Source organism: Pseudomonas sp. AM4(2022) (genome assembly GCF_036346515.1).
In the GTDB taxonomy this organism is placed as follows: Bacteria; Pseudomonadota; Gammaproteobacteria; order Pseudomonadales; family Pseudomonadaceae; genus Aquipseudomonas; species Aquipseudomonas paracarnis.
In genome coordinates this window covers 239528-266159 of record NZ_JAOTNW010000004.1, presented here as the reverse complement: position 1 = coordinate 266159, position 26632 = coordinate 239528, and the positions used below count along the sequence as shown (strand labels likewise).

Sequence of the window (26632 nt, the reverse complement as noted above, 5' to 3'; positions counted from 1 at the left end):
GGCGGGCAGGACCGCCCTGCCCCACCAGAATCAAATACGCCGTGCGGCGTAACGCTTGAGCATGCTCGGAACATCGAGAATCAGTGCGATGCGACCGTCACCAGTAATGGTTGCGCCCGACATGCCCGGGGTGCCCTGCAGCATCTTGCCCAAGGGCTTGATCACCACTTCTTCCTGGCCCACCAGCTGGTCGACCACAAAGCCGATGCGCTGGGTACCCACGGACAGAATCACCACATGGCCTTCGCGTTGTTCTTCATGGGCGGCCGAGGCCACCAGCCAACGCTTGAGATAGAACAACGGCAACGCTTTGTCGCGCACGATCACCACTTCCTGGCCGTCCACCACGTTGGTGCGCGACAGGTCGAGGTGGAAGATCTCGTTGACGTTGACCAGCGGGAAGGCGAACGCTTGGTTGCCCAGCATCACCATCAGGGTCGGCATGATCGCCAGGGTCAACGGCACCTTGATGACGATCTTGGAGCCCTGGCCCTTGGTCGAGTAGATATTGATCGAGCCGTTGAGCTGGCTGATCTTGGTCTTCACCACGTCCATGCCCACGCCACGCCCGGACACGTCGGAGATCTCGGTCTTGGTCGAAAAGCCCGGGGCAAAGATCAGGTTGTAGCACTCGGTGTCGGTCAGGCGGTCGGCGGCGTCCTTGTCCATCACGCCGCGCTTGACCGCGATATTGCGCAAGATGGTCGGGTCCATGCCTTTGCCGTCATCGGTGATCGACAGCAGGATGTGGTCGCCCTCTTGCTCTGCAGCCAGGATCACCTTGCCGTTGCGGGACTTGCCGGCGGCTTCGCGTTCTTCCGGGGTTTCTACCCCATGGTCGACCGCGTTGCGCACCAAGTGGACCAGCGGGTCGGCCAGGGCCTCGACGAGGTTTTTGTCCAGGTCGGTTTCTTCGCCCACCAGTTCCAGGTTGATTTCTTTCTTGAGCTGGCGCGCCAGGTCGCGAACCAGGCGCGGGAAACGGCCGAAGACTTTCTTGATCGGCTGCATCCGCGTTTTCATCACCGCGGTTTGCAGGTCGGCGGTGACCACGTCGAGGTTCGACACGGCCTTCTGCATGGCTTCGTCGCCGCTGTTCAGGCCCAGGCGCACCAGGCGGTTACGCACCAGCACCAGTTCGCCCACCATGTTCATGATGTCGTCCAGGCGCGCGGTGTCCACACGCACAGTGGTTTCGGCTTCGCTGGCGGGTTTTTCCGCAGCTGCCGGGGCCGCTGCCCGCGCAGGGGCCGGGGCGGCGGCAGGTGCTGGCTTGGCAGCCGGCGCAGGTTTGGCAGCAACCGGTGCCGCAGCGGCTGGTGCTGCAACCTGGGCTGCAGCGGCCGGGGCCACTTCGCTGAACTTGCCTTTGCCGTGCAGCTCGTCGAGTAGGGCTTCGAATTCGTGATCCGAGATCAGCCCGTCGCCGGCCGGTGCGGCACTGGCCGCTGGCGCAGCAGCGGCAGTGGCCGCCACCTCGGGCAGGGCTTCGGCCACAAAGGTGCCTTTGCCATGCAGTTGGTCGAGCAGTGCCTCGAATTCGTCGTCGGTAATGTCGGTGCTGGCGTTGCCAGCGGGTGCTTCTGACGCTGCGGCAGGCGGGGCCACGGCATCCGCCGCGAACTGGCCTTTGCCGTGCAACTGGTCGAGCAACGACTCGAATTCGGCGTCGGTGATGTCTTCGCTGCTCGGCGTCACGGCGGGCTGCACCGGCGCCTCAGCTTCGGCCTTGACCGCGCTGAGGGAGTTGAGCAGTTGTTCGAACTCGCTGTCGGTCACGTCCGGCTCGGCTTGCACCACCGGCTCCGGCGCGGCCTCGACCATCGGCGCAGCCGCGGTGTCGGCAGGTTCGGCCAGGCGCGCCAGGGCGGCCAGCAGTTCCGGGGTAGCCGCCGTGATCGGTGCACGTTCACGCACCTGGCTGAACATGCCGTTGACCGCATCCAGTGCTTCGAGAATCACGTCCATCAATTCCGAGTCAACGTGACGCTCACCCTTGCGCAGGATGTCGAAGACGTTCTCGGCGATGTGGCAGCACTCCACCAGCTCATGGAGCTGGAGGAAGCCGGCGCCCCCTTTTACAGTGTGAAAACCGCGAAAAATTGCATTGAGCAGGTTCGCATCATCCGGTCGGCTTTCCAGCTCGACCAGTTGTTCGGACAGTTGCTCTAGAATTTCGCCGGCCTCTACAAGGAAATCCTGAAGGATTTCTTCATCGGCGCCGAAGCTCATGTGGGTGCTCCTTAGAAGCCTAAACTGGATAACAGGTCATCTACGTCATCCTGACCTGACACAACGTCTTCACGTTTATCGGCATGAATCTGCGGACCTTCACCCTTGGCGAGATGTTTTTGTGGATCTTTTTCCGAGAGGATCGCTTCACGGTCATGTTCGATGCCGGCAAAACGATCGACCTGGCCGGCCATCAGCACCAATTTGAGCAAGTTGCTTTCCACTTCGGTAACCAACTGGGTCACGCGCTTGATCACCTGGCCGGTGAGGTCCTGGTAATCCTGGGCCAGCAGGATGTCGTTGAGGTTGCTGGCCACCGTGCGGTTTTCCTGTTCGCTGCGCGACAGGAACCCGTCAACGCGACGCGCCAATTCACGAAATTCTTCAGCACCGACTTCACGGCGCATGAAGCGGCCCCAGTCCTGGCTCAAGGCCTGGGCTTCGGTGGCCATGCCATTGACCAGGGGCGTGGCGTTTTCCACCAGGTCCATGGTGCGGTTGGCCGCCGCCTCAGTCAGCCTGACCACATAGGACAGGCGCTCAGTGGCATCAGTGATCTGGGAAATTTCTTCGGCCTGGGGCATGCGCGGGTCAATCTGGAAATTGACGATCGCACTGTGCAGCTCGCGTGTGAGCTTGCCCACTTCCTGGTACAGGCCGCGGTCACGGGTCTGGTTAAGCTCATGGATCAACTGCACCGCATCGGCGAACTGGCCTTTTTCCAGGCTGTCGACCAACTGGTGAGCATGTTTTTTCAGGGTCGACTCAAAGTCGCCCTGTGACGTTTCGTTATGCTCCATAGCTCCCCCGCGATGGCATTAGCCGTGGATGCGTTCGAAGATTTTCTCGATCTTCTCTTTCAAGGCCAGTGCCGTGAATGGCTTGACCACGTAACCGTTGACCCCGGCTTGGGCGGCTTCGATGATCTGTTCACGCTTGGCTTCGGCGGTCACCATCAGCACAGGCAGGCTGCGCAGTTTTTCATCGGCGCGCACGTGGCGCAGCAGGTCGATACCGGTCATGCCCGGCATGTTCCAGTCGGTTACCAGAAAGTCGATGCTCCCGCTGTTGAGAATCGGAATGGCCGTCAGGCCGTCATCCGCCTCGACCGTGTTGGTGAACCCAAGGTCACGCAACAGGTTTTTAATGATCCGCCGCATCGTTGAGAAGTCATCAACGATGAGGATTTTCATGTTCTTGTCCAATTCGACCTCCAAGCAGTCTTAAACGCGCCCAGCACCTGGACGCGCCATTTCAATCAACAGGCGTTACACAAAAAGGACTGCCCAGGGCACCACGGCACACAGCCGCGAAACCTTGCGATCTCACGGCAGCATCTGCAGTGCCCCCACACTGCCTGTCAGCGCGCGCGCCACTCGGCCAATCGCCCCCGCAAGCGGGCTGCGCACTGGCTATGCAACTGGCTGACACGCGATTCGCTGACCCCCAGGACCTCACCGATTTCCTTGAGGTTCAGCTCCTCGTCGTAGTACAGCGCCAGCACCAGCCGCTCACGCTCCGGCAAATTGGCGATTGCATCGGCCAACGCGCCCTGGAAACGTTCATCTTCCAGGTCGCGCGACGGCTCCGTATGCGCGCTCGCGCCGTCCTCGTGCAGCCCTTCGTGTTCGCCGTCCTGTAAAAGGTCGTCGAAACTGAACAGGCGGCTGCCCAAGGTATCGTTCAAAATCCCGTAGTAATCGTCGAGACTCAATTGGAGTTCGGCCGCAACTTCATGATCTTTAGCGTCACGACCGGTTTTTGCTTCAATTGCACGAATTGCATCACTGACCATGCGCGTATTGCGGTGTACCGAACGCGGCGCCCAATCGCCTTTACGCACTTCATCGAGCATCGCGCCACGGATACGGATACCCGCATACGTTTCGAAACTGGCACCCTTGCTGGCGTCGTATTTGGTCGAGACTTCAAGCAGGCCGATCATGCCGGCCTGGATCAAGTCTTCAACCTGCACACTCGCGGGCAGGCGCGCCAACAGGTGATAGGCAATGCGTTTGACCAACGGCGCATAGCGCTCGATCAATTCGCCCTGGCTGTCACGTGCCGACTTTTTGTAAAGGTTGTAGCCGCTGGATGTCATAGCACCGGTCCTGCGCTCGTCTGATGCACCAAACGCTCGACGAAAAACTCCAGATGCCCCCGCGGGTTGGCGGGCAGCGGCCAGGTATCGACCTTCTGGGCAATGGCTTTGAACGCCAGTGCGCATTTCGAACGAGGGAATGCTTCATAGACCGCACGCTGCTTTTGCACGGCCTTGCGCACACACTCGTCATAGGGAACTGCGCCGACGTATTGTAAAGCCACATCGAGGAAGCGATCCGTGACCTTGGTCAACTTGGCGAACAGGTTGCGCCCTTCCTGCGGGCTCTGGGCCATGTTGGCCAACACGCGAAAGCGGTTCATGCCGTAGTCACGGTTAAGCAGTTTGATCAGCGCGTAGGCGTCGGTGATGGAAGTGGGTTCGTCGCACACCACCAGCAGCACCTCCTGCGCGGCGCGCACAAAGCTGACCACCGACTCGCCGATGCCGGCGGCGGTGTCGATCACCAGCACGTCGAGGTTGTCGCCGATATCACTGAAGGCCTGGATCAGCCCGGCATGTTGCGCGGGGCTCAGGTGCACCATGCTCTGGGTACCCGAGGCCGCCGGCACGATGCGGATGCCACCGGGGCCCTGGAGCAGCACATCGCGCAGCTCACAGCGGCCCTCGATCACATCGGCCAGGGTATGTTTGGGTGTCAGCCCCAGGAGAACGTCCACGTTCGCCAAGCCCAGGTCAGCATCCAGCAGCATGACGCGACGGCCAAGCTCTGCCAGGGCCAGGGACAAATTCACTGACACGTTAGTTTTCCCGACGCCACCTTTGCCGCCGGTCACCGCGATCACCTGTACGGGATGCATGCTGCCCATTTTATTTCTTTACCTTGTCTTGCTTAGACGCAGGCTACATGGCTTGGCCGCGTGAATCGCTTGCAGACCATCGATGTAGGTACATTTCACGGTGTTCATCCTGCCTCAACCCACCCGTTTAGCCGGGTGGTGGTAAAGGTCGGCGAACATATCGGCCATCGCTTCCTCGCTAGGCTCGTCTTGCATTTGCACACTCACGGCACGGCTGACCAACTGATGACGGCGCGGCAGATGCAGATCATCCGGGATCCGCGGCCCGTCGGTGAGGTAGGCAACCGGTAATTCATGGCTGATGGCCAGGCTCAATACCTCGCCCAGGCTCGCGGTTTCGTCGAGCTTGGTGAGGATGCAGCCGGCCAGGCCGCAACGCTTGTAGCTGTGATAGGCAGCGGTAAGAACCTGTTTCTGGCTGGTGGTTGCAAGCACCAGGTAATTTTTCGACTTGATGCCACGCCCGGCCAGGCTTTCGAGCTGCATGCGCAGCGCTGGGTCGCTGGCTTGCAGGCCGGCGGTGTCGATCAGCACCACGCGCTTGCGCAGCAACGGCTCGAGGGCATTGGCCAGGGACTGGCCCGGGTCGACATGGGTTACCGGCACGTTGAGGATGCGGCCCAGGGTCTTGAGCTGCTCCTGGGCGCCGATGCGGTAGCTGTCCATGCTCACCAACGCGATATTCTGTGCGCCGTACTTAAGCACATAACGGGCGGCCAGCTTAGCCAGGGTGGTGGTCTTGCCCATGCCGGCGGGGCCGACCATGGCGATCACACCGCCCTCTTCCAAAGGTTCGATTTCCGGCGTGGCGATCATGCGCGCCAAATGCGCCAGCAACATGCGCCAGGCCTGGCGGGGTTCTTCGACTTCGGCGGTCAGGGCCAGCAGGTCGCGGGACAACGGGCCGGACAGGCCGATGCGCTGCAGGCGACGCCACAGGTTGGCTTGCTGGGGCTTGCTGCCTTGCAACTGAGTCCAGGCCAGCGAGCCCAGCTGCACTTCGAGCAATTCACGCAGGCCGTTGAGTTCAAAACGCATCGAGTCGATCACACGCTGGTCCACTGCGGCGGCCGGGGCAGGCGCTGCAGGACGCGGCGGTTCGACAAAGGTGGGTTCAACCAGAGGCTCGGCGGCGGTCAGCGGCAGGCCGGCGAACAACTGGCGATTGGTGCTGGCATCACTGTCACCGCGCATGCTCAGTTCAGCCTGGGCCGACACAATGCGCGAGGCAGTCTTGCGCAGCTCGTCTTCGAGTTCCATGTTCGGCACGCGCGGGGCCAGCGCCTGGGGCGTGTAATCCAGGGCAGCCGTCAGCTCGACACCGCCGGCAATCCGACGGTTGCCGATAATCGCGGCATCGGCGCCCAGCTCATCGCGGACCAACTTCATGGCCTGACGCATATCGGCGGCGAAAAAACGCTTAACTTGCATAACCCACTACCTCAGCCATTGGGCCCAACTGTCGCGACGATAGTCACTTGCTTATTGTCAGGAATTTCCTGGTAAGCCAATACGTGCAAATTCGGTACAGCCAGGCGTCCAAACCGCGACAACATCGCGCGAACCGGGCCAGCCACCAGCAGGATCACCGGGTTGCCCTGCATTTCCTGGCGCTGTGCGGCGTCGATCAACGAACGCTGCAGCTTTTCAGCCATGCTTGGCTCCAGTAAAACGCCCTCTTCCTGGCCTTGCCCTGCCTTCTGAATACTATTGAGCAATATTTGTTCCAACCTGGGTTCCAAGGTGATCACAGGCAGCTCGGACTCAGTCCCTACAATGCTTTGCACGATTGCGCGGGACACGCCGACACGCACCGCCGCCACCAGAGCGGCAGTATCTTGACTCTTGGCGGCATTGTTGGCGATGGCCTCGGCAATGCTGCGAATGTCGCGCACGGGCACCTGTTCGGCCAAGAGCGCTTGCAACACCTTGAGCAACTGCGACAGCGACAGCACGCCCGGCACCAGTTCTTCGGCCAGTTTTGGCGACGATTTGGCCAGCAAGCCCATCAATTGCTGGACTTCCTCGTGGCCGATCAGCTCGTGGGAGTGCTTGTAGAGAATCTGGTTGAGGTGCGTGGCGACCACGGTGCTGGCATCCACCACGGTGTAACCGAGGGACTGCGCCTGGCTGCGCTGGCTGACTTCGATCCACACCGCTTCCAGGCCGAAAGCCGGATCTTTGGCGGTAATGCCGTTGAGCGTACCGAACACTTGGCCGGGGTTGATCGCCAGTTCGCGGTCCGGGTAGATCTCGGCTTCGGCCAGGATCACCCCCATCAGGGTCAGGCGATAGGCGCTAGGGGCCAGGTCGAGGTTGTCGCGGATATGCACGGTGGGCATCAGGAAACCCAGGTCCTGGGACAGCTTCTTGCGCACGCCCTTGATTCGCGCCAGCAGTTGCCCGCCCTGGTTGCGGTCGACCAGTGGGATCAGGCGGTAGCCGACTTCCAGGCCGATCATGTCGATGGGCGTAACGTCATCCCAGCCCAGTTCCTTGGTTTCCTGGGCACGAGCCGGGGATGGCAGCAGATCCTGCTGACGGGCAATCTCCTGCTCGGCCTGGACCTTGACCTGATTCTGCTTTTTCCAGAACAGGTAAGCTGCGCCGCCGGCCAGGGCCGCCATGCTCAGGAACGAGAAGTGCGGCATGCCCGGCACGATACCCATGATCGCCATGATGCCCGCCGCCACGGCCAGGGCCTTGGGCGAAGCGAACATCTGCCGGCTGATCTGCTTGCCCATGTCTTCGGAGCCCGAAGCACGGGTGACCATGATGGCCGCCGCTGTAGATAACAACAGTGATGGCAATTGCGCCACTAAACCGTCACCGATGGTCAGCAAGGCGTACACCTTACCGGCATCGCCGAAGGTCATGCCGTGCTGGAAGATACCGACCGCCATGCCGCCAATCAGGTTGATAAACAGAATCAACAGGCCGGCGATGGCGTCGCCGCGCACAAATTTGCTGGCACCGTCCATGGAGCCGTAGAACTCGGCTTCCTGGGCGACTTCCGCACGGCGCGACTTGGCCTGGTTCTGGTCGATCAGGCCGGCGTTGAGGTCGGCGTCGATGGCCATCTGCTTACCGGGCATGGCGTCGAGAGTAAACCGCGCGCTCACCTCGGAAATCCGCCCGGCGCCCTTGGTCACCACCACAAAGTTGATGATCATCAGGATCGCGAACACCACGATACCGACCACGTAGTTACCGCCGATCACCACCTCACCGAACGCCTGGATCACCTTACCGGCGGCGGCGTGGCCGTCCTGGCCGTGGAGCATCACCACCCGCGTGGACGCCACGTTCAGCGCCAGGCGCAGCAGGGTCGCCACCAGCAGAATGGTCGGGAATACCGCGAAATCCAGCGGCCGCAGCGCGTACACGCACACCAGCAGCACGACGACGGACAGGGCAATGTTGAAGGTAAAGAACACATCGAGCAGGAACGGCGGCATCGGCAACATCATCATTGCCAGCATCACCAGCAACAACAACGGCACACCCAGATTGCCCCGCGACAGGTCAGTCAGGGTGCCACGGGCCGTGTTGAGCATTTGAGAGCGATCTACCACCGGTATTCCTCGGGTCCTTGAAGCAAAGTTTTGACGCTGGAGGGCGACTTGGAGGCGGGGTTGCAAGAAGCCTTCCAACTTTTGCTTGAGGGATACCGGCGGGAGTTTTGTCAGGATTACATTAGCCGGATGTTTTCAGCTTGCGGCCCTTTTTGACCTTGAGTGACATCGAACTCCACTTTTTGTCCTTCCTTGAGGTCTTTGAAGCCATTGGCGTTAATATTGGAATAATGGGCAAACACATCCGGCCCACCCCCCTCCTGCTCGATCCAGCCAAATCCTTTATCCGAGTTAAACCATTTGACGATACCTGTTGCCATGACAGTTCTCCCAATGTCTTGATTCCAGGCCCGTACGAAACGCACAGGCGTTCCCTATCAAACCTCCAAGACGCGAAGGTGGCTACTGTCAACGTTGACAGGTCAGTGACGGATTCCGAAGACGGATCTCAGCAACACAGCACATCAAATGTGGGAAGGGTGTACAGCAGGTGCCATCGAGGAATTTTCTGACACGGATTTGGGGTTGCCCCTAGGAAACCCGCTCTCTAGTCTGCACGGCTTGAGCGTCACGGGATGCATTCCCACGCAGGAGCGTGGGAACGATCAACCAAGCCCCTCCCACATTTGAGCCTTTAAGCAGGTCGTATATTCGCGGCCTGAGGACCTTTTTGCCCTTCTACTACGTCAAATTCCACTCGTTGACCTTCAGCCAGGCTTCTGCCCCCCCCCGCAATTGCCGAGGAACGAGCAAAAACATCTGGCCCCCCCCCATCCTGTTCAATAAAACCAATCCCCTTCTCCTCGTTAAACCACTTCACAGTGCCCATTGCCATTACCGTTCTCCTCACATTCTATCGACTTGCTCAGATAAAGTTGCTGCCCACCCATAACACTGCGAAAAGTGGCAGCTGACTACTGTCAACCTTGACAGGTTGCTGATGATTCCGACGATCGAAGTAGGCGTAACGCGCTCGACCATCAACTGCGCTTGTTGAAGTTGAAATCAGGTCAAACGTGGGAGGAGGCTTGAACCCGATAGCTGTGGGGTTTGCGCAGTTGATTGAGGTAGGGCGATTGTTGGCCGAGCGGGTATTGGATGACAGAGCGCCGTCACCCGAGGCCAGGCCGGGTAACCCCTAAACTGCCCCCCCCACGCTGATCGTTCCCACGCTCTGCGTGGGAATGCCGCCTGGGACGCTCTGCGTCCCGGAGGCTGGTGCACGGCTTGAGCACCATCTCCCTTTCAGTAAGCGGTTTTTTATCGTCCACTGTGCGGCGCTATGGCGGCTGTGCACGGGATACCTTCGGGTATGCCGGGTTGCTCCTTCACCGGTCCGCGAACCTGCGTACAGCTGCCACCTTCAATCGCGTCGCGGCGATCAGTGGCGGCTCCACTTTCATCAGGAGCTTCACAGTGATCAAACCCACCCCAAATCCCCTCATCCGGCTGTTTACCGTAGCCGACGGCATCAGCAGCGAAGACCTGCTGGTCAACCTCAGTGAAACACTCGCTTCGGCCAATGCCTTGAGCTGCGACCTGGCCTTTGACCTGGAAGGTTCGAAACGAGAGGAATTGCTCGGTGTTGCGCAGTTGATCGAACTGGCGCAGTTACTGGCTGATAGCCTGCACCTTGGCGCCGGAATAACGAGCGCCGCAAGCAGCGGATAACACGGTCCAAATGTGGCATTGCCCTCTGTAGGAGCGAGCTTGCTCGCGAAAAACGCCAACGATAACACGGGCTTCCTGAATAAACGCGGCGCCTGCAAGTTTTTCGCGAGCAAGCTCGCTCCTACAAAATGCTTTAACTGACTGGCATTGGGGCAAGCCCCCCTCCCACACATGCGAATACTTCCAGGCGTCAGCCATCTTTGAAGCCCGGCAAACGATTGGCTGCACGCCATGCCTTGACCGTTTGGACTATACCTTCGGCGGAATCATCAGCATCGTCTTGCGGGTAATAAATCCAGTCAGAAGCAGCAGCGCACCCCGTTACTTCGATGAAATGCTCCAATAGCTCATCCTGATATTCCTCTGTGCCGACTACGCCGCATATCTCTTGGATAAGCTCCAGAAACTCGCTTTCTGTGTATTCGGACAAGTTGTTTTTAAACGGCCTCATCTTAAACACCTAAGAACTGAATAAATTCGGCCTAATCGTCCTTGAAGACCGGCAGCCCGTGAGCAATACGCCATGCCTTCACGGTCTGCGTTACACCTTTGGGGGAGTTATCGACTCCAGGCTCTGGGTAATAGATCAAATCGGATCCCGCCGGGTGCTCACTAACCTTCTCAAAGTGAAGCAAAAGCAGGTCAGCCCGGTCATCATTTTCAGCCTCCAGATCTTCCCTGGCTAGCGCTTCCAATAACTCAACGAACTCGGACTCCGTGTAATCGGAGAAGCTCTTTTTCAATAGTCTGTCAGTCATTTTTTCCCTATTCGTTCCGATGAAGATCAATATGATTTCTAGGAGTATTTACCCGAATATTATCCAGATCGTAGACGGCCCCGCCCTCCGATACTTTTACAAGGTGGTGTAGCTCATAAGATAGCCTGCCGCCGACGCGCTGAGTTTTGTGTACGCGTGGAGCCCGTCCTTTACGCATTCGGCCAAGATTTTGACTGATGAATTGGTTTTTAATCGCTGACATCGAGGCAGCTTTCCAAAACTCAACCCTAAATGAATCAAAGCTTTTGAATTCTCGCCCTCTCAGTGCATCCGCTACATCTTTTGGAACGGGCACCCCCTCCCCAGAACCTGCACCAATTAACCAGTTACCGTCCAAGTCTTCGCCTTGGCCTGTGACACGGCCCGAGGTTTTACGCACATTCAACACGATATACAGCGGCTTCACCCCCGACCCCGCCGGAAACACGAGGATAAAATCCTTGTACCCCGGCGGGTAAATCGGGCTGACGAGGATACTATCCGCACGCTCGGTCGGCGGGTAAATCCAGATTTGCGGCGCTTGCGGCGCGCCCTCCAGGGGTGGGATGGTTGAGGTGCGGGATGGCTCAACCGCCGGCGTCCAGATCAGGGTGACGCCGTCGCCAAAATCCGCCACTTGCTGAGCGCCACGCGCCCGGAACTGCACCACCGGAATCATTTCCCAGTCGGGGCGCTTTTGGGTGTTGTAGCCATACCCCTTCAACGCGCCATCGGCTTGCTGCTCTACATGCAAGCGAACTCGCGTACGACCTTGCTTCAACGTGTTGAGCTGCTCTTCGGTGTAAAGGCTGCTGTCGCCCAGGCTCGACGGCCACAGCAATGCGACAAGACCGGCCAATGTGCTGCCAGCGATACCCGCCGTTACTGCACCCGCCGTGCAAAGACCACCACAGGATGCGCCAGCCGCCACCGCAGCCCCACCCAGCGCCAGCGTACCGAGCGCGGCAGGCAGTCGTTCGCCCCGGATCTGCTTGAGAACGACGTTGCCCGCGCTGTCTGTTTCATTGCCGCCCAACAGGGCGAAGGTGCCGTAATCGCCTACAGCGCAGGTGGGAATGGGGCTACCGGAGTCGGTGTAATCAATCGTGCCGTCAGGCAATGTGCGAGGCTTGGTAAATGTACAGTGCAGTTGCTTTTCGGCGACGGGGTTGCGCGGTGCCTGCACATTTTCAACACGCGACTGCAGCGGTTTCTCCAAGGCTTGTGGAGACTGGTAAATACTCTCCAGTACGCGTTTTCCCGTGATGGCACCATACCGGTTGGAAGCGTCGCGACTTAAAGGGCTGAAGGGTTCATCCAGCACCAGTAACCAATCCCCGCGCTCTACCGCTTCAAGCATCTTCCGCTTTTGGGGTTCGCTGAGGTTGTGCGTATCGCGGCCGTAGCAGCCAAACTCGGCTTTAAGCTCATCCAGCCCGAACGGGCCGCCGTATCCCTCTAGGGATTGGCGCACATAAGATTTGGCAAAAAAAGGTGATTCAATTTTTTCAAAGCCAATGTTTAACCGCTCACGATCTCGAGGACGGATAAGCCGCTCCCACATGACACATTTCCTTGCACGCTATAAACGTCTGGGGATGCTGCGCAATCGTGCAAGGCCAAACAACTGACCGTTCGGCTAGGTAGCGGTAAAAAGAGAAATTTCTGACGAGGATGTATTCGGGTGACGGCCCACCTGTGGGAGGGGCTTGCTCGCGATGGCGGTGTATCGGCAATAGATTCATTGACTGAGCCACTGCTATCGGGGGGCAAGCCCCTCCCACATTTGGTCTGTGTTCTGTCTGGGGATGATTGGGTGCGCTTTAAACAGGTCGTATATTCTCAGCCTGTGGGCCTTTTGGACCTTGTGTGACTTCAAACTCTACTTTTTGGTTCTCATCCAGGCTCTTGTACCCGCTCGTCTGAATAGCCGAGTAATGGACGAACACGTCCGCACTCCCATCATCCGGAGCAATAAAACCAAACCCCTTCTCCGTGTTAAACCATTTCACAGTACCCGTTACCGTTGCCATTGCCGCTCTCCTTACATTTACTCAGAACCCAACCCACCCCGGTGATGCACCCTGACGGGCAACGCATAGATGCCCTTGGGCCGATGGACCATTTGAAACCTCAGACGCTTACCCACCGACAGCGCGGTGCAGCGCCAATCCTTGCGATGCCGATCGTTCCCACGCTCCCGCGTGGGAATGCCGCCTGGGACGCTCCGCGTCCCGAGCCAGGCGCACGACTTGAGCACTCTGCAAGGGTGACGCAGAGCGTCACGCGATGCGTTCCCACGCGGGAGCGTGGGAACGATCAAACAGCACGTATATTCACGGCCTGCGGGCCTTTTGTCCCTGCCTTAACTTCGTATTCTACTTTCTGACCTTCATTCAGGCTTTTGAACCCGTCCGACTGAATTTCCGAAAAATGGGCAAAAATGTGCTCACTTCCATCGTCGGGCTTAATAAAACCAAACCCCTTCGCCTCGTTAAACCACTCCACAGTACCCGTTGCCATTGCAGCTCTCCTTACCCTTACTCAGAACCCAACCCACCTCGGTGATGCACCCTGATCGGCAACGCGTAGATGCCCTTGGGCCGGTGGACCATTTGGAACCTCATGCGCCTCCCCCGCCAAAGCGCCGTCCATCGCCAATCCTTGCGATTGATGAAGACCTCTTCAGTCCCTTCATCCAATTCGATCAGCCAATCGCCCCTGATCCAGTCATAGGATTTGACAATCCCTGTGGCCACCTTCAATCCCGCTCTCCCTGCCTCTCGTTAACTACATACGTGCAGTGTTTGGTTCAGTCATAGAACAACGGGAAATGTGCTTTGGCTACTGTCAGAGTTGACAGGTAGACGCACCTTGCCGAGAGGTGCTAAGGCTGGCGCAACAGGAGGATCATGTATCCGATGATTTTTTGCGCTTGCGGGGTTTTCGCGGCTTGGGAGGGGTGGGTAGCACTTCACTGCATTGCATGCCTGCCGACTGAACAGCAACCGCGTTGCCATCGCGATCCCGGGCAATAAATCCGATGCCTTTGACCGCATCGAACCACCTGACCGAACCCCTATCCATCACCGCCTCCCGAGCCGCGCACGGTTGCGCGCCTCATCGCTGTATCAGACAGTGAAGGCGGCGTAATGGCTACTGTCAAAGTTGACAGGTAAAGGCGGTTGCCGATAACAGGTCACACCTGGTGCAAAGACATCAGTGGCGAGGGAGCTTGCTCCCGCTGGGCTGCGAAGCGGCCCCAAAAAAGCGGCGGGCGCTGCGCACCCGAGCGGGAGCAAGCTCCCTCGCCACAAAAGCGGTGCGGCGTCAGGAATCGCGACGCAGGTCCGGCGGAATCGGCAGGTCTTTGAGCGGATCAGGCCGCTTGCCCTTGCCGGCGCGGTATTGGCGGATCTGGTAAACGTAGGCCAGTACCTGGGCAACGGCCAGGTACAAGCCGGCCGGGATTTCCTGGTCCAGATCGGTGGAGTAGAAAATCGAGCGCGCCAATGCTGGCGACTCCAATAACAGAATGTCGTTGGCCACCGCGATTTCGCGGATTTTCAACGCGGTAAAGTCGCTGCCCTTGGCCAGCAGCATCGGCGCGCCGCCCTTCTCGGGGTCGTACTTGAGGGCCACGGCGTAGTGGGTCGGGTTGGTGATGATCACGTCGGCGTCGGGCACCGAGGCCATCATCTTGCGCTGGGACATTTCCCGCTGCAGTTGGCGGATGCGTTGCTTGACCTCGGGACGGCCTTCCTGGTCCTTGTGCTCGTCGCGCACTTCCTGCTTGGTCATCAGCAGTTTCTTGTGGCTTTCCCACAACTGAATCGGCGCATCCACGGCGGCGATGAGGATCAGTCCGAGGGCCATCCACAGCGCACTCCAGCCCACCACTTGCACGCTGTGGATGATCGCTGATTCCAGCGGCTCATGAGCGATGCGCAGCAAATCGTCGATGTCGGACGACAACACCGCCAAGGCCACGAACAGAATCAGGAAAAACTTGGCCAGGGCCTTGAGCAATTCAATCAGGGCCTTGGCAGAGAACATGCGCTTGAGCCCCGCGCCCGGGTTCATGCGGCTGAACTTGGGCGCCATGCTGCCCGCGGCAAACAACCAGCCACCAAGGGCGACCGGGCCGATCAGCGCGGCCAGCAGCAAGGTGATCAAGATCGGCTGCACCGCCAGCAGCGCGATTTTGCCCGAGTGCAGCAGGTACTGGGCCATGGCATCGGGGTTGAGCAACACTTCGCGCGGCAAGCTGAAGTTGTGCTTCATCATCTCCAGCAGGTCCAGCGCTAGGCCACCGCCGTAGATCAGCAAGGCGCCTGCGCCGGCGATCATGGTGGCAAAGGTGTTGAGCTCTTTGGAGCGCGCGATCTCGCCCTTTTCCCTGGAGTCCTTTTTACGTTTCTCCGTGGGATCTTCTGTTTTGTCCTGACCACTCTCGCTCTCGGCCATGGCTCAGCGCGCCCGTGCCAGGTCACGTAAGAACTGCAAGGCGTCGGTCGCCAGCGGTTGATACTGATTGAGAATGTCAGCCAGGCCGACCCAGAAAATCCCCATCCCCAACACCAGGGTCAGCGGGAAACCAATCGAGAAGATGTTCAGTTGCGGCGCCGCACGGGTCATCACGCCAAAGGCAATATTGACCACCAGCAGCGCCGTGATCGCCGGCAGCACCAGCAACAGCGCTGCGCCCAACACCCAACCGAGGCGCCCCACCAGCTCCCAGAAATGGTTGACCACCAACCCCGAGCCCACCGGCAAGGTGGTGAAGCTTTCGGTCAAGACTTCGAACGCCACCAGGTGACCGTTCATGGCCAGAAACAGCAAGGTCACCAGCATGGTCAGGAACTGCCCGATCACCGCCGCCGACACGCCGTTGGTGGGGTCGACCATGGACGCGAAGCCCATGCCCATCTGGATCGAAATAATTTGCCCGGCGACCACGAAAGCCTGGAAAAACAGGGTCAGGGAAAACCCCAGCATGGCGCCGATCAGAATCTGTTCGGCGATCAGCAGCAAGGCGCTCAGGTCGAGGGCGTTCACCGGCGGCATCGGCGGCAGGCCAGGCACGATCACCACGGTGATCGCCACCGCGAAATACAGGCGCACACGACGCGGTACCAAGGTGGTGCCAAACACCGGCATGGCCATCAGCATGGCCGTGACGCGAAACAGCGGCAGGATGAACGAGGCCACCCAGGTACTGATCTGGGTGTCGGTCAAGGCCAGCAAGGATTGCATCGGCTCAGCCGATCAACTGCGGAATACTGCCGTACAACTGCAGGATGTATTCCATGAAGGTTTGCACCAGCCACGGGCCGGCGACAATCAGGGTCACCAGCATCACCAGCAGGCGCGGCAGGAAGCTTAAGGTCTGTTCGTTGATCTGGGTGGCGGCCTGGAACATCGCCACCAGCAGGCCCACCAACAGGCTCGGCACCACCAGCACGGCGACCATCAGGGTGGTCAGCCACAGCGCTTCACGGAACAGGTCGACAGCGACTTCTGGCGTCATAGCGCTATACCCCTCCGAAACTGCCGGCCAACGTGCCAATAATCAGCGCCCAGCCGTCCACCAGCACAAACAGCATGATCTTGAACGGCAGCGAGATGATCAACGGCGACAGCATCATCATGCCCATGGCCATCAACACGCTCGCCACCACCAGGTCGATGATCAGGAACGGGATAAAGATCATGAAGCCGATCTGGAACGCGGTCTTCAGTTCGGAGGTGACAAACGCCGGCACCAGAATAGTCAGCGGCGCCTGGTCCGGGGTGGCGATGTCGGTGCGCTTGGACAGGCGCATGAATAGCTCAAGGTCGCTGGAGCGGGTTTGCGACAGCATGAAGTCCTTGATCGGGCCCTGGGCCTTATCGATCGCATCCTGGGCCGTGAGCTTTTCCGCCAGATAAGGTTGCAGGGCTTGCTGGTTCACCTTGTCGAACACCGGCGCCATGATGAACAGCGTCAAAAACAGCGCCATGCCGGTGAGGATCTGGTTCGACGGCGTCTGCTGCAGGCCCAGGGCCTGGCGCAGGATCGAGAAGACGATGATGATCCGCGTAAAGCTGGTCATCAGCATGACGAACGCCGGGATAAAACTCAGCGCCGTCATGATCAGCAGGATCTGCAGGCTGACCGAATATTCCTGCGCGCCCGCCGCATTGGTGCCCAGGGTGATCGCCGGGATCGACAACGGGTCGGCGCCCAGGGCCATCGGCGCGGCCAGCAACAGCATGAGCGTCAACAAAACGCGCATTACTTCTTATCCTTCTGATCCTTGCCCAGCAACTCCATCAGGCGCTGGGCGAATTCTGGCGTGGCGGCTTCGGTCTTGACCGCGTCCACCGGGGTCTTGAGTACATGCAGCGGGGTGATGCGGCCGGGGGTGATGCCGAGCAGGATCTGCTCCTCGCCCACCTGCACCAGCACCAGCCGGTCACGCGGGCCGAGGGCGCGCGAGCCCACCAGCTCGATCACCTGGCCGTTGCCCGGGCCGATGCGCTGCACGCGGCGCATCAACCAGGCCAGCACGAAGATCAGGCCGATCACCAGCAACAGGCCCAGCACCAGTTGCGTCAACTGCCCGCCGACGCTGCCGACCGCTGGCGCCGTAGCCACCTGCGCCACCGGCTCCGCCGCCAGGGCGCTCAATGGCAGCGCCAGCAACAGTCCCGCCATCGAGTACTTCATCTCAGCGTAACTTCTTGATGCGTTCGCTCGGGCTGATCACGTCGGTCAGACGGATGCCGAACTTCTCGTTGACCACCACCACCTCACCATGGGCAATCAGGGTGCCGTTGACCAGCACGTCCAACGGCTCGCCGGCCAGGCGGTCCAGCTCGATCACCGAGCCCTGGTTGAGCTGCAACAGGTTGCGGATGTTGATTTCGGTGCTGCCCACTTCCATGGAAATCGACACCGGGATGTCGAGGATCACATCCAGGTTCGGGCCATCGAGGCTCACCGGGTCGTTGTTCTTCGGCACGCTGCCGAATTCTTCCATGGCCAGGCGGTTGCCGGCCGGCGCGGTGGCGGCGTCGGCGGCCAGCAGCGCGTCGATGTCGTCCTGGCCAACATCGCCGGTTTCTTCCAGGGCCGCAGCCCACTCGTCAGCCAGGGCCTGGTCTTCGGCGGAAGTGTTTTCGTGTTCGGTAGCCATTACATGTCCTCGGCGCAGCAAACAATCATGAATTAGGGTTGAATCAGCGGCGGTTGATCGGCTCAACCACTTGCAGCGCCAGGTTGCCCTTGTGGGAACCGAGCTTGACCTTGAATGACGGCACGCCGTTGGCGCGCATGATCAACTCTTGCGGCAAGTCGACGGGGATGATGTCCCCAGGCGCCATGTGCAAAATATCCCGCAGGCGCAACTGGCGGCGGGCCACGGTGGCGCTCAACGGCACGTCGACGTCCAGCAGGTCTTCGCGCAAGGCCTTGACCCAGCGTTCGTCCTGGTCGTCGAGGTCAGACTGGAAACCGGCGTCGAGCATTTCGCGCACCGGTTCGATCATCGAATACGGCATGGTCACGTGCAGGTCGCCGCCACCGCCATCGAGTTCGATGTGGAAGGTCGACACCACAATGGCTTCGCTGGGGCCGACGATGTTGGCCATGGCCGGGTTCACTTCCGAGTTGATGTACTCGAAGTTGACTTCCATGATCGCCTGCCAGGCTTCCTTCAAGTCGATGAAGGCCTGCTCCAGCACCATGCGTACCACCCGCAGTTCGGTGGGGGTGAATTCACGCCCTTCGATCTTGGCGTGACGGCCGTCGCCACCGAAGAAGTTGTCCACCAGCTTGAACACCAGCTTGGCGTCGAGGATGAACAGCGCAGTACCGCGCAACGGCTTGATCTTGACCAGGTTGAGGCTGGTGGGCACGTACAACGAGTGCACGTATTCACCGAACTTCATCACCTGCACACCGCCCACGGCCACGTCCGCCGAGCGGCGCAGCATGTTGAACATGCTGATGCGGGTGTAGCGGGCAAAGCGTTCGTTGATCATCTCCAGGGTCGGCATGCGTCCCCGCACGATGCGATCCTGGCTGGTCAGGTCGTAACTTTTGACGCTGCCGGGTTCGGCAGCCATTTCGGTCTGTACCAGACCATCGTCCACGCCATGCAACAGCGCGTCGATTTCATCCTGGGACAGCAGGTCTTGCACGGCCATGTCGTGATCCTACTGCAATACGAAGTTAGTGAAGAGCGCCTGCTCGACCACGACTTTGCCGAGTTCTTTCTGGGCCACTTCCTGCACGCTGGCAGTGACCTTCTGGCGCAGCATTTCCTGGCCGACTGGCGTGGCCAGGCTGTCGAAGCTCTGCCCGGAGAACAGCATCACCAGGTTGTTGCGGATCACCGGCATATGCACCTTGAGGGCATCCAGGTCCGCCTGGTTGCGCGCCAGCAAGGTGATGCTCACCTGCAGGTAGCGTTGACGACCATTCTGGTTGTAATTGGCGACAAAGGCCGGAAGCATCTGTTCGAAGATTGCCGGTTGCTTGACGTTCGCGGCGGTTTCGGCGGCGGGCGCCGGTTTGCTCGCACTGCTGTGCATGATGTACCAGGTGCCGCCCACCGAGGCACCGATGGCCAGAAGCAGGCCCAGTACAATCAACAGGATCAGCTTGAGCTTGCCTTTGCCTGCGGGGGGAGTTGCTGCGTCGTCACTCTTCGCCATGCCAATAATCCGTCACTATTCGGGGATTCGTAGATCTATGGCAAGGCAAGAGCAAGTGTTATGCCAGAGTTGGCTTAGGCCAAGACAACCGAAATCAAATGTGGGAGCTGGCTTGCCTGCGATGGCGGTGGGTCAGTGCACATGTGTGTCACTGTTCCACCGCCATCGCAGGCAAGCCAGCTCCCACACTGAGCGGGTTTGAGCAGGAAGTCAGGCGTAGTAGTCGACCGCGCTGGAGCCGATCACGCTCTGGCTCACTGGCGCCGCCACCTCGGCCACGTCCACAGGGCCACCGGCGTCGCCGCTGTCAGTACGCCTGCCGCTGCCACTGACGCCCCGCGCCTGGCCCTGCTGTTGCTGCTGCTCCTGGCCCCGTGACTGGTCGGACACGTTCACATCCACCTGCCCCATGCCCTGCTGGGCAAACATCTCCCGCAAGCGCCCAGACTGGCTTTCCAGCGCTTCACGCACCACCGCATGGCCGCTCATGAAGTTGACCTGGGCTTGCTGGTCCGCCGTCATATTGACCTTGATATCCAAGCGCCCCAGTTCAGCGGGCTGCAACTGGATCTCGGCCGACTTGAGGTTGGCGCTGGACAGGTACATCACGCGGTTGACCACCTCTTCGGTCCAGCCGCTCTGGTGCATGGCCAGGGGCGCGTTGGCGACAGGTGGCAAAGCATTCGCGGTTTTCGGCGTGGCCGCCTGGGTCAGCGCAGCCAGGCGGTTGGCGAAGTCATCCACACGGGTGTCGCTGCTGGCGTTCTTGAGGTCCTTGAGGCCGTCATCAATCAGCGCGCCGAAGGCCTTGTCGCCCCCCTGGTCGGTGCTGTCCTTGGTGGCTTGCTGGTCAACCATGTTGGCCAGGCCGGCGGCAAAGCTCTGCGCGGCAGTCGGCTGGTCCTGGGTGGTGGGCGCGGCTTTCTGCGGCGCCTGGCTGCTGGCCGAGACGTGACCGCCCTGCTCCATCGCCAGGCGCACGGCCGGCATCGAATCCAGGGGATCAGCCTGCGGGTCGAAGGCCGGCTGCTTGGGCTCCTCGGTTACCGCGATGAGCGGCTGGGCGTTGTCATCTGCGACAGTAACGGCAGGCGCTTGTACGGGCACAGGGACCGCCACGGGCGTCACGGCGGCGACCAGCGCCGGGTCGGCCACCGGTTGCTGCGCCAGGGACGGGGCGGCAGGTTGCTCACCCTCACTGTCAGCGTGGTCATCGCTCTTGGCCGGCTTGGCAGGCAAGGGATTGCCGCTATCGGCAACGGCGGGCGCGCTGGCGGCAGGTTTATCGCTACCGGTGGCCGGTTTGGCGCTGGCATCAGACGCCTTGTCGCGCACCGGTTTGGCCGGCGCGTCGTCGCTCTTGGCCTGCGGCTTGGTAGCTTGCTTGGCAAACACTTGAGCGAAGCCAGCGCCCTTGTCCCGCGGGGCCGCTGGCGCTACCGCAGGCGTGGCGGCCGGCGCTTGAGGCTTGGCCGCGGTGGCAGCCTGAAGGAGCGAATTGGGGGCGACTGGCATAAGTAAGGGTCTCCACTGCATGGGGTCGGGGATGCAGTCTGTGGAGTTAGAGCAAGAGTCGGGCCAAGTCAGGCCGATAAAATATCAAACCCCAGAAAACCGCTCCCGCTCATGCTCATACAGCGGGCGCACCAGCGCAAACTCATGATCAATCTGATCCACCAACGCCCCCAAGTCCGAAGCATGCTTGATGGACGCTGTCTCCAAGCGCTGACACAACTTCGCCAACCGTACCGCCCCGAGATTGCAGCTGCTGCCCTTGAAACTATGCGCTATCTGCCCCAACGCCTTGGCGTCGTCCCGCGCCTTGCGCAACGCGTTGACGCGTTCTTCAGAGTCATTCAGAAAGGTGTCCAGCAGCATGGGGTACTCGCCCTCCATGACTTCCTGTAAATCCGATAATACCTTGGTGTCCAAATGATGCTCAGCCACTTGCTCGCTCCTTGATCAAGAATCGGCGGATTATGCCAGAGCCTCCCAACAAAACTCCACGCAGACACTGCGCCCACCATCAGACCAGCGTACCGCGTTGCTCAGTTGACGCACCAGGCTCAGGCCCCGACCAGACAGACGGTCGATGTCCACGGGGCGTGCCAGCTCCTGCTCCACATCAAAACCCTGCCCGCTGTCTTCGAGGCGCAAGCTCAATTTGCCGCCCTTGTCGGTGGGCACCACCTGTACATGCACGCGCACATAACCACTGTCCAACTGCGCCAGGCGCTCATGACGCTGGCGATAATATTGCGCAAATCCCTGGGCATCGCGCTTGAGCCGTGAGTCCAGGCCCAGCACGCCATGCTCCAGCGCATTGGAATACAACTCGGCCATCACACTGTAAAGCGCCCCGCTCTGCTCCCGCAGGCCGTGGATCTCCAACAGCAGTTGCAGCAGGTATGGCAGCGGGTTGTAGGTCCTGAGGGTCTGGGCGCGAAATTCGAAACTCACCGACCAATCCAGCGGGCACGACTGGCCGCTGTCGGCATACATCGGTTCGGCCGCCCGCAAGGGTTGGCCCGCCTGCAAGGTAATCTCGACCATGCTGACGTCATCGCGCGCCTGGCCGCGAAAGGCCGCCAGGGCCTGCTCGATGTCCGCGAACAGGCGGTCGGGCTCGCGGTTGGCGGCGAACACCTGCTGCAAGCGTTCGGCGCCGAACAGTTGATCGTTGGCGTCAGCGGTGTCCAGCACACCATCTGAGAGCAGGAATACCCGGTCGCCCAGCGCCATGGGCCAGACCTCGGTGCTGTCATCGAACGCCTCTGCCGCCAACACCCCCAAGGGCAGGTGCCGCGACATCAACGGCGTACGCCTGCCCGTGGCGACTTCATGCACATAGCCTTCGGGCATGCCGCCGTTCCACACTTCCACCGCCCGCCGCTGGGCGCTCAGGCACAGCAAGGTGGCACAGCAGAACATGTCCACCGGCAGGATGCGCTTGAGCTTGGCGTTCATTTCCCGCAGGGTCTGCGTGAGGCCATAGCCCTTGGCGGTCATGCCGTAGAACACCTCAGCCAGTGGCATGGCACCGATGGCAGCCGGCAGGCCATGGCCGGTGAAATCCCCTAGCAGCACGTGCATATCGCCGGACGGTGTGTAAGCCGCCAGCAACAGGTCACCGTTGAACAGCGCATAAGGCGATTGCAGGTAGCGGATATTCGGCGCGGCGTTGATACAACCGGAATGGGCGACCTTGTCGAACACCGCCTTCGCCGCCCGCTGTTCATGCATCAGGTGCTCGTGGTGCCTGGCGATCAGGTCACGTTGTTGCATAACCGTGGCCTGCAGGCGGCGCAGGCGGTCCATGGCGTTGATCTTCGCCGCCAGGATCAAGGGGTTATAAGGTTTGGGCAGGAAGTCATCGCCACCGGCGTCCAGGCACTGGGCCAGGGCTTCGCTTTCGCGCAGCGACGTGAGGAAGATGATCGGCACCAGCGCCTCCCCCGCCAGTTGCTTGATCTGCCGCGCGGCTTCGAAGCCGTCCATCACCGGCATCAGCGCGTCCATCAACACCAGTTGCGGACGCTCGCGGGCAAACACCTCAATCGCTTCGGCGCCATTGCTGACAGTCAGCACCTGATGGCCCTGACGGCGGATGATGCTCGCCAGCAACAGGCTGTCGGCGGCGCTGTCTTCGGCGATCAGGATGGTCAGCGCTTCAAGGACCGGGGCCAAGGCGCTCAACTGATGTCGAACAGCTTGTCGAAGTTGGAGATGGCGAGGATCTTGCGCACGTCGCAATTGCTGTTCATCACGCGGACCTCGGCGTCATCACCGCCGGCATGATCCCGTAGCAACAGCAGCATGCCGAGGGCTGAACTGTCCATGTAGGTGGCTTCCTTGAGGTCGACGATATAGGTCTCAGGCACCTTGTAGTAACGCTCGTAGGCATCCCGAAACGCCTGGTGGCTGCCGAAATCGAACCGGCCCTTGATTGCGATCGTCAACTTCTTCCCATCCAGGGATACTTCTGACTCGACTGACATGTGACTGCTTCCTTGTCATTGCACTAGACACAAGGTGTAGCAGTTGAACCGCATCCAAGCAACACAGCAAATACCCTTTGTAGGAGCGAGCTCGCTCGCGAAAAACTCACAGGCGCCGCGTTCACCCAGGAAGCACGCGTTACCGTTGACGATTTTCGCGAGCAAGCTCGCTCCTACAGAAGACGATGACATTGGTGCGTTAGAACTGTTCTGGGCGGGGAAGGCGCTGGGAGAGTTCATCGAGCAGTTTTTGCTCGCGCTTGTCTTCGATGGCTCGCGCTTCGTCGATGTAGCGCTGCACCAGTTTGCGCAGCCCCTCGACCCGGGCAAACGCCTGTTGCCAGGCCTCGCGGGCTTTGTCGAGGTTGGCCTCGTGCCAGGCCAGGCTCTGGCGTTGCTGACCAACGGCGGTTTCAAGCTGATTGAGAAAGCCCTGGTACCCCATCAGCCACTGGCCGGATACACCCTGGCTGCCGCGCTCGATCCACTGTTGCTGGTACTCGCCCCGAAAGCGCTCCAGGTCGCCCAGTTTGCTTTGGGCCAGGCGCACCTGGCCCTGGAAGTAGCCCAGGCGCTGCACGGCGGCTTTCTCGGCCTTTTCGGCCATGTCCACCACCGGGGCCAGGCGGGCGGCGCGGCTGTTGGCCATGGCTTAGCCGCCCGGCGCCGGGGCGAAGATAGACTGCAAGTGCGACTGGCTCTCGCCCATGGTGATCTTGTCGTTGAGACCCTGGCGCAGGTAGGTCACCAGTTGCGGTTGCAGGGCGATGGCCAGGTCGGTGTCGCGGTCGCCACCGGCCACATAGGCGCCGACGCTGATCAGGTCGCGACTTTGCTGGTAACGCGACCACAACTGTTTGAACTGCTGGGCACGGGCCATATGCTCCGGCGTGACCACCGCCGGCATCACCCGGCTGATGGACGCTTCGATGTCGATGGCCGGATAGTGCCCTTCTTCGGCCAGGCGGCGCGACAGCACGATGTGGCCGTCGAGCACACCTCGCGCCGAGTCGGCAATCGGGTCCTGTTGGTCGTCGCCTTCGGACAGCACGGTGTAGAACGCGGTGATCGAGCCGCCGCCGGCTTCGGCATTACCGGCACGCTCCACCAGTTTGGGCAGCTTGGCGAACACCGATGGCGGATAACCCTTGGTCGCGGGCGGTTCACCGATGGCCAGGGCGATCTCGCGCTGGGCCTGGGCGAAACGCGTGAGCGAGTCCATCAGCAACAGGACGTTCTTGCCCTTGTCGCGAAAATATTCGGCGATGCGTGTGCAGTACATCGCCGCACGCAGACGCATCAAGGGCGCATCGTCCGCAGGTGACGCCACCACCACCGAACGTTTGAGCCCTTCTTCACCGAGGCTGTGCTCGATGAACTCCTTCACTTCGCGGCCCCGCTCGCCGATCAGCCCCACCACGATGATGTCGGCCTCAGTAAAGCGCGTCATCATGCCCAGCAACACCGACTTACCCACGCCAGTACCGGCGAACAGGCCCAGGCGCTGACCGCGACCGACCGTCAATAAACCGTTGATGCTGCGAATACCCACGTCCAGTGGCACGCTGATGGGGTTGCGCTTGAGCGGGTTGATGGTGGGGCCGTCCATCGGCACCCAGTCTTCGGCCTTCATGCCGCCCTTGCCGTCCAGCGCACGGCCGGCCCCGTCGAGTACGCGGCCCAGCATGCTCATGCCCATGGGCAGGCGGCCAGTGTCGGCCAGCGGCACCACGCGGGCGCCGGGTGCAATGCCGGCGAGGCTGCCGACCGGCATCAGAAAAATCTTGCTGCCCGAAAAGCCCATCACCTCGGCTTCGACTTGCACCGGGTGGTAGCTGTCGTCGTTGATCACCAGGCAGCGGCTGCCCATGGCGGCGCGCAGGCCCTCGGCTTCGAGGGTCAGGCCGACCATGCGCAACAGGCGCCCTTCGAGGATCGGCTGGCCGGGCAATTCGGTGGCCTCGGCGTAGCTGCCCAGGCGCTTGGCGAAGCTGGTGCGATCAAGGCGCATCGGTGGCGTCCAGGTCAACGCTCAGGTCCGGCTCGGCGGGGTGCAGGGCTTGTTCATGCAGTTGATCGAACAACTTGGCCATGATCTGGCTGATACGGGTTTCTACCGTTGCATCGATGCGGCTGTGCTCGGTTTCGACACGGCAACCACCGGGCTGCAACGAAGCGTCTTCGACGATGCGCCAGGTTTCTTCATGGCGCTCGCGCAGGGCTTTGACCTGTTCGAAATCCTGCGGGTTGATGTACAGCCGCACATTGCCGACGCCCAGGGGCAGCAGCTTGAGGGCTTCACGCATCACGCCTTCGATCTGGCTGGAATCGAGCACCAGCTCGCGCTGGATCACCTGGCGCGCGATGTGCTGCACCAGGCCAACCATGGATTTTTCCAGCTGCGAGTCCTGTTCGGCGATAGGGTCGAACAGGTTGCCCATCAGGCGCTCCAGGCTACCCAGCTTGGTGGCCAGCGCCGCTTCGGCCTCCTGGCGAACCTTGAGGGTGGTGCTGCGAAAACCGTCTTTTTCCCCCGCCGCAAAGCCTTCGTTGTAGGCCTCCTGGCGAATGGTTTCCAACTCTTCGAGGGTCAGTGGCTGGACTTCATCCAGCGGCACTTCTTCCATTTCCGCCGGCGGTTCCTCCACCGGTTCAGGCTCGGGCTGCGGCACATGGGGGTCGAAGCTGGGCAGCGACCAGATGTCGAAGCCGCCGACATCCCGCGCGCGAATCAGATCGCTGGGCGCCTCATCTTTATTCGACATGCAAGGCG

Annotated in this window: 30 protein-coding genes; 1 reads left to right on the top strand and 29 read right to left on the bottom strand. The window is 60.6% G+C overall.

The features are described 5' to 3' along the window. Positions 1 to 30 precede the first annotated feature (30 nt). From ODQ19_RS07925 to ODQ19_RS07885, 9 genes are all read right to left on the bottom strand, one after another. On the bottom strand, positions 31 to 2232 hold the full coding sequence (locus tag ODQ19_RS07925) for a chemotaxis protein CheA (protein WP_330209738.1): 2202 nt from the start codon (positions 2230 to 2232) through the stop codon (positions 31 to 33). An 11-nt stretch (positions 2233 to 2243) separates the two neighbouring features. Then, on the bottom strand, positions 2244 to 3032 hold the full coding sequence (locus ODQ19_RS07920; RefSeq protein WP_003192906.1) for a protein phosphatase CheZ: 789 nt from the start codon (positions 3030 to 3032) through the stop codon (positions 2244 to 2246). A gap of 18 nt (positions 3033 to 3050) precedes the next feature. Then, the gene (locus tag ODQ19_RS07915) at positions 3051 to 3425 is read right to left on the bottom strand and encodes a chemotaxis response regulator CheY (protein ID WP_003192908.1); all 375 of its coding nucleotides are present in this window, start codon (positions 3423 to 3425) and stop codon (positions 3051 to 3053) included. Between the two features lie 167 nt (positions 3426 to 3592). Beyond that, complete coding sequence (gene fliA, locus ODQ19_RS07910) at positions 3593 to 4333, bottom strand: RNA polymerase sigma factor FliA (protein ID WP_003192909.1); 741 nt, start codon at positions 4331 to 4333, stop codon at positions 3593 to 3595. After that, positions 4330 to 5163 (bottom strand): flagellar synthesis regulator FleN, encoded by an 834-nt coding sequence (fleN, locus tag ODQ19_RS07905; RefSeq protein ID WP_003192912.1) that lies wholly within the window; start codon positions 5161 to 5163, stop codon positions 4330 to 4332. Before fleN ends, fliA begins: the two co-directional genes overlap by 4 nt. A gap of 105 nt (positions 5164 to 5268) precedes the next feature. Beyond that, positions 5269 to 6585 (bottom strand): flagellar biosynthesis protein FlhF, encoded by a 1317-nt coding sequence (gene flhF, locus ODQ19_RS07900; RefSeq protein WP_019818351.1) that lies wholly within the window; start codon positions 6583 to 6585, stop codon positions 5269 to 5271. Positions 6586 to 6596: 11 nt separating this feature from the next. Continuing rightward, positions 6597 to 8711, bottom strand: a complete 2115-nt coding sequence (gene flhA, locus ODQ19_RS07895) for a flagellar biosynthesis protein FlhA (RefSeq protein WP_019818353.1) — start codon at positions 8709 to 8711, stop codon at positions 6597 to 6599. Positions 8712 to 8845: 134 nt separating this feature from the next. Beyond that, a complete protein-coding gene (locus tag ODQ19_RS07890; protein ID WP_330209737.1) occupies positions 8846 to 9049 on the bottom strand; it encodes a cold-shock protein in 204 nt (67 codons plus the stop codon). Between the two features lie 314 nt (positions 9050 to 9363). After that, the gene (locus ODQ19_RS07885) at positions 9364 to 9558 is read right to left on the bottom strand and encodes a cold-shock protein (RefSeq protein ID WP_442962731.1); all 195 of its coding nucleotides are present in this window, start codon (positions 9556 to 9558) and stop codon (positions 9364 to 9366) included. A 587-nt stretch (positions 9559 to 10145) separates the two neighbouring features. Here ODQ19_RS07885 and ODQ19_RS07880 point away from each other — a divergent pair. Next, on the top strand, positions 10146 to 10400 hold the full coding sequence (locus ODQ19_RS07880) for a DUF6124 family protein (protein ID WP_330209784.1): 255 nt from the start codon (positions 10146 to 10148) through the stop codon (positions 10398 to 10400). A gap of 190 nt (positions 10401 to 10590) precedes the next feature. Here the strand turns inward: ODQ19_RS07880 and ODQ19_RS07875 are convergent, their stop codons facing one another. From ODQ19_RS07875 to fliH, 20 genes are all read right to left on the bottom strand, one after another. Next, the gene (locus ODQ19_RS07875; RefSeq protein ID WP_330209735.1) at positions 10591 to 10851 is read right to left on the bottom strand and encodes a bacteriocin immunity protein; all 261 of its coding nucleotides are present in this window, start codon (positions 10849 to 10851) and stop codon (positions 10591 to 10593) included. Between the two features lie 31 nt (positions 10852 to 10882). Next, entirely contained in the window at positions 10883 to 11158 is a 276-nt protein-coding gene (locus ODQ19_RS07870; protein WP_032900801.1) for a bacteriocin immunity protein, read from the bottom strand. A gap of 7 nt (positions 11159 to 11165) precedes the next feature. Further along, complete coding sequence (locus ODQ19_RS07865) at positions 11166 to 12722, bottom strand: S-type pyocin domain-containing protein (protein ID WP_330209734.1); 1557 nt, start codon at positions 12720 to 12722, stop codon at positions 11166 to 11168. A 259-nt stretch (positions 12723 to 12981) separates the two neighbouring features. Further along, positions 12982 to 13191: a transcription antiterminator/RNA stability regulator CspE gene (cspE, locus tag ODQ19_RS07860; RefSeq protein WP_330209733.1), complete on the bottom strand. Its 210-nt coding sequence runs from the start codon at positions 13189 to 13191 to the stop codon at positions 12982 to 12984. A 286-nt stretch (positions 13192 to 13477) separates the two neighbouring features. Next, the gene (locus tag ODQ19_RS07855) at positions 13478 to 13681 is read right to left on the bottom strand and encodes a cold-shock protein (RefSeq protein WP_330209732.1); all 204 of its coding nucleotides are present in this window, start codon (positions 13679 to 13681) and stop codon (positions 13478 to 13480) included. Between the two features lie 807 nt (positions 13682 to 14488). After that, positions 14489 to 15625: a flagellar biosynthesis protein FlhB gene (gene flhB / locus ODQ19_RS07850; RefSeq protein ID WP_019818363.1), complete on the bottom strand. Its 1137-nt coding sequence runs from the start codon at positions 15623 to 15625 to the stop codon at positions 14489 to 14491. A 3-nt stretch (positions 15626 to 15628) separates the two neighbouring features. Then, positions 15629 to 16414 carry a flagellar biosynthetic protein FliR gene (gene fliR / locus ODQ19_RS07845; RefSeq protein ID WP_057700899.1) on the bottom strand — a complete coding sequence of 262 codons (786 nt, stop codon included), beginning with the start codon at positions 16412 to 16414 and terminating at the stop codon, positions 15629 to 15631. 4 nt (positions 16415 to 16418) lie between these two features. Then, entirely contained in the window at positions 16419 to 16688 is a 270-nt protein-coding gene (gene fliQ / locus ODQ19_RS07840) for a flagellar biosynthesis protein FliQ (protein WP_003192936.1), read from the bottom strand. 4 nt (positions 16689 to 16692) lie between these two features. After that, entirely contained in the window at positions 16693 to 17436 is a 744-nt protein-coding gene (gene fliP / locus ODQ19_RS07835) for a flagellar type III secretion system pore protein FliP (RefSeq protein WP_003192937.1), read from the bottom strand. Beyond that, positions 17436 to 17870 carry a flagellar biosynthetic protein FliO gene (gene fliO, locus ODQ19_RS07830; RefSeq protein ID WP_003192938.1) on the bottom strand — a complete coding sequence of 145 codons (435 nt, stop codon included), beginning with the start codon at positions 17868 to 17870 and terminating at the stop codon, positions 17436 to 17438. Before fliO ends, fliP begins: the two co-directional genes overlap by 1 nt. 1 nt (position 17871) lies before the next feature. Next, entirely contained in the window at positions 17872 to 18339 is a 468-nt protein-coding gene (gene fliN, locus ODQ19_RS07825) for a flagellar motor switch protein FliN (protein WP_003192941.1), read from the bottom strand. A 43-nt stretch (positions 18340 to 18382) separates the two neighbouring features. Further along, a complete protein-coding gene (gene fliM / locus ODQ19_RS07820; protein WP_003192943.1) occupies positions 18383 to 19351 on the bottom strand; it encodes a flagellar motor switch protein FliM in 969 nt (322 codons plus the stop codon). Positions 19352 to 19360: 9 nt separating this feature from the next. Next, on the bottom strand, positions 19361 to 19861 hold the full coding sequence (fliL, locus tag ODQ19_RS07815; RefSeq protein WP_116666960.1) for a flagellar basal body-associated protein FliL: 501 nt from the start codon (positions 19859 to 19861) through the stop codon (positions 19361 to 19363). Positions 19862 to 20071: 210 nt separating this feature from the next. Continuing rightward, positions 20072 to 21376 carry a flagellar hook-length control protein FliK gene (locus ODQ19_RS07810; RefSeq protein ID WP_330209731.1) on the bottom strand — a complete coding sequence of 435 codons (1305 nt, stop codon included), beginning with the start codon at positions 21374 to 21376 and terminating at the stop codon, positions 20072 to 20074. 84 nt (positions 21377 to 21460) lie between these two features. Further along, complete coding sequence (locus ODQ19_RS07805) at positions 21461 to 21808, bottom strand: Hpt domain-containing protein (RefSeq protein ID WP_330209730.1); 348 nt, start codon at positions 21806 to 21808, stop codon at positions 21461 to 21463. A gap of 30 nt (positions 21809 to 21838) precedes the next feature. Then, positions 21839 to 23557: an ATP-binding SpoIIE family protein phosphatase gene (locus tag ODQ19_RS07800; RefSeq protein ID WP_330209729.1), complete on the bottom strand. Its 1719-nt coding sequence runs from the start codon at positions 23555 to 23557 to the stop codon at positions 21839 to 21841. Continuing rightward, a complete protein-coding gene (locus ODQ19_RS07795) occupies positions 23554 to 23859 on the bottom strand; it encodes an STAS domain-containing protein (protein WP_330209728.1) in 306 nt (101 codons plus the stop codon). The genes ODQ19_RS07800 and ODQ19_RS07795 overlap by 4 nt, the downstream gene beginning before the upstream one ends. A gap of 199 nt (positions 23860 to 24058) precedes the next feature. Further along, complete coding sequence (gene fliJ / locus ODQ19_RS07790) at positions 24059 to 24508, bottom strand: flagellar export protein FliJ (RefSeq protein WP_003192954.1); 450 nt, start codon at positions 24506 to 24508, stop codon at positions 24059 to 24061. A gap of 3 nt (positions 24509 to 24511) precedes the next feature. After that, positions 24512 to 25870: a flagellar protein export ATPase FliI gene (gene fliI, locus ODQ19_RS07785; protein ID WP_003192955.1), complete on the bottom strand. Its 1359-nt coding sequence runs from the start codon at positions 25868 to 25870 to the stop codon at positions 24512 to 24514. Further along, entirely contained in the window at positions 25860 to 26624 is a 765-nt protein-coding gene (gene fliH, locus ODQ19_RS07780; RefSeq protein ID WP_116666965.1) for a flagellar assembly protein FliH, read from the bottom strand. The genes fliI and fliH overlap by 11 nt, the downstream gene beginning before the upstream one ends. Positions 26625 to 26632 lie beyond the last annotated feature (8 nt).

What these genes read in the sequence shown, in the direction of transcription:
- ODQ19_RS07925 (WP_330209738.1), bottom strand. Translation starts at nt 2,232, where the DNA reads ATGAGCTTCGGCGCCGATGAAGAAATCCTTCAGGATTTCCTTGTAGAG.
- ODQ19_RS07920 (WP_003192906.1), bottom strand. Translation starts at nt 3,032, where the DNA reads ATGGAGCATAACGAAACGTCACAGGGCGACTTTGAGTCGACCCTGAAA.
- ODQ19_RS07915 (WP_003192908.1), bottom strand. Translation starts at nt 3,425, where the DNA reads ATGAAAATCCTCATCGTTGATGACTTCTCAACGATGCGGCGGATCATT.
- fliA (WP_003192909.1), bottom strand. Translation starts at nt 4,333, where the DNA reads ATGACATCCAGCGGCTACAACCTTTACAAAAAGTCGGCACGTGACAGC.
- fleN (WP_003192912.1), bottom strand. Translation starts at nt 5,163, where the DNA reads ATGGGCAGCATGCATCCCGTACAGGTGATCGCGGTGACCGGCGGCAAA.
- flhF (WP_019818351.1), bottom strand. Translation starts at nt 6,585, where the DNA reads ATGCAAGTTAAGCGTTTTTTCGCCGCCGATATGCGTCAGGCCATGAAG.
- flhA (WP_019818353.1), bottom strand. Translation starts at nt 8,711, where the DNA reads ATGCTCAACACGGCCCGTGGCACCCTGACTGACCTGTCGCGGGGCAAT.
- ODQ19_RS07890 (WP_330209737.1), bottom strand. Translation starts at nt 9,049, where the DNA reads ATGGCAACAGGTATCGTCAAATGGTTTAACTCGGATAAAGGATTTGGC.
- ODQ19_RS07885 (WP_442962731.1), bottom strand. Translation starts at nt 9,558, where the DNA reads ATGGGCACTGTGAAGTGGTTTAACGAGGAGAAGGGGATTGGTTTTATT.
- ODQ19_RS07875 (WP_330209735.1), bottom strand. Translation starts at nt 10,851, where the DNA reads ATGAGGCCGTTTAAAAACAACTTGTCCGAATACACAGAAAGCGAGTTT.
- ODQ19_RS07870 (WP_032900801.1), bottom strand. Translation starts at nt 11,158, where the DNA reads ATGACTGACAGACTATTGAAAAAGAGCTTCTCCGATTACACGGAGTCC.
- ODQ19_RS07865 (WP_330209734.1), bottom strand. Translation starts at nt 12,722, where the DNA reads ATGTGGGAGCGGCTTATCCGTCCTCGAGATCGTGAGCGGTTAAACATT.
- cspE (WP_330209733.1), bottom strand. Translation starts at nt 13,191, where the DNA reads ATGGCAACGGTAACGGGTACTGTGAAATGGTTTAACACGGAGAAGGGG.
- ODQ19_RS07855 (WP_330209732.1), bottom strand. Translation starts at nt 13,681, where the DNA reads ATGGCAACGGGTACTGTGGAGTGGTTTAACGAGGCGAAGGGGTTTGGT.
- flhB (WP_019818363.1), bottom strand. Translation starts at nt 15,625, where the DNA reads ATGGCCGAGAGCGAGAGTGGTCAGGACAAAACAGAAGATCCCACGGAG.
- fliR (WP_057700899.1), bottom strand. Translation starts at nt 16,414, where the DNA reads ATGCAATCCTTGCTGGCCTTGACCGACACCCAGATCAGTACCTGGGTG.
- fliQ (WP_003192936.1), bottom strand. Translation starts at nt 16,688, where the DNA reads ATGACGCCAGAAGTCGCTGTCGACCTGTTCCGTGAAGCGCTGTGGCTG.
- fliP (WP_003192937.1), bottom strand. Translation starts at nt 17,436, where the DNA reads ATGCGCGTTTTGTTGACGCTCATGCTGTTGCTGGCCGCGCCGATGGCC.
- fliO (WP_003192938.1), bottom strand. Translation starts at nt 17,870, where the DNA reads ATGAAGTACTCGATGGCGGGACTGTTGCTGGCGCTGCCATTGAGCGCC.
- fliN (WP_003192941.1), bottom strand. Translation starts at nt 18,339, where the DNA reads ATGGCTACCGAACACGAAAACACTTCCGCCGAAGACCAGGCCCTGGCT.
- fliM (WP_003192943.1), bottom strand. Translation starts at nt 19,351, where the DNA reads ATGGCCGTGCAAGACCTGCTGTCCCAGGATGAAATCGACGCGCTGTTG.
- fliL (WP_116666960.1), bottom strand. Translation starts at nt 19,861, where the DNA reads ATGGCGAAGAGTGACGACGCAGCAACTCCCCCCGCAGGCAAAGGCAAG.
- ODQ19_RS07810 (WP_330209731.1), bottom strand. Translation starts at nt 21,376, where the DNA reads ATGCCAGTCGCCCCCAATTCGCTCCTTCAGGCTGCCACCGCGGCCAAG.
- ODQ19_RS07795 (WP_330209728.1), bottom strand. Translation starts at nt 23,859, where the DNA reads ATGTCAGTCGAGTCAGAAGTATCCCTGGATGGGAAGAAGTTGACGATC.
- fliJ (WP_003192954.1), bottom strand. Translation starts at nt 24,508, where the DNA reads ATGGCCAACAGCCGCGCCGCCCGCCTGGCCCCGGTGGTGGACATGGCC.
- fliI (WP_003192955.1), bottom strand. Translation starts at nt 25,870, where the DNA reads ATGCGCCTTGATCGCACCAGCTTCGCCAAGCGCCTGGGCAGCTACGCC.
- fliH (WP_116666965.1), bottom strand. Translation starts at nt 26,624, where the DNA reads ATGTCGAATAAAGATGAGGCGCCCAGCGATCTGATTCGCGCGCGGGAT.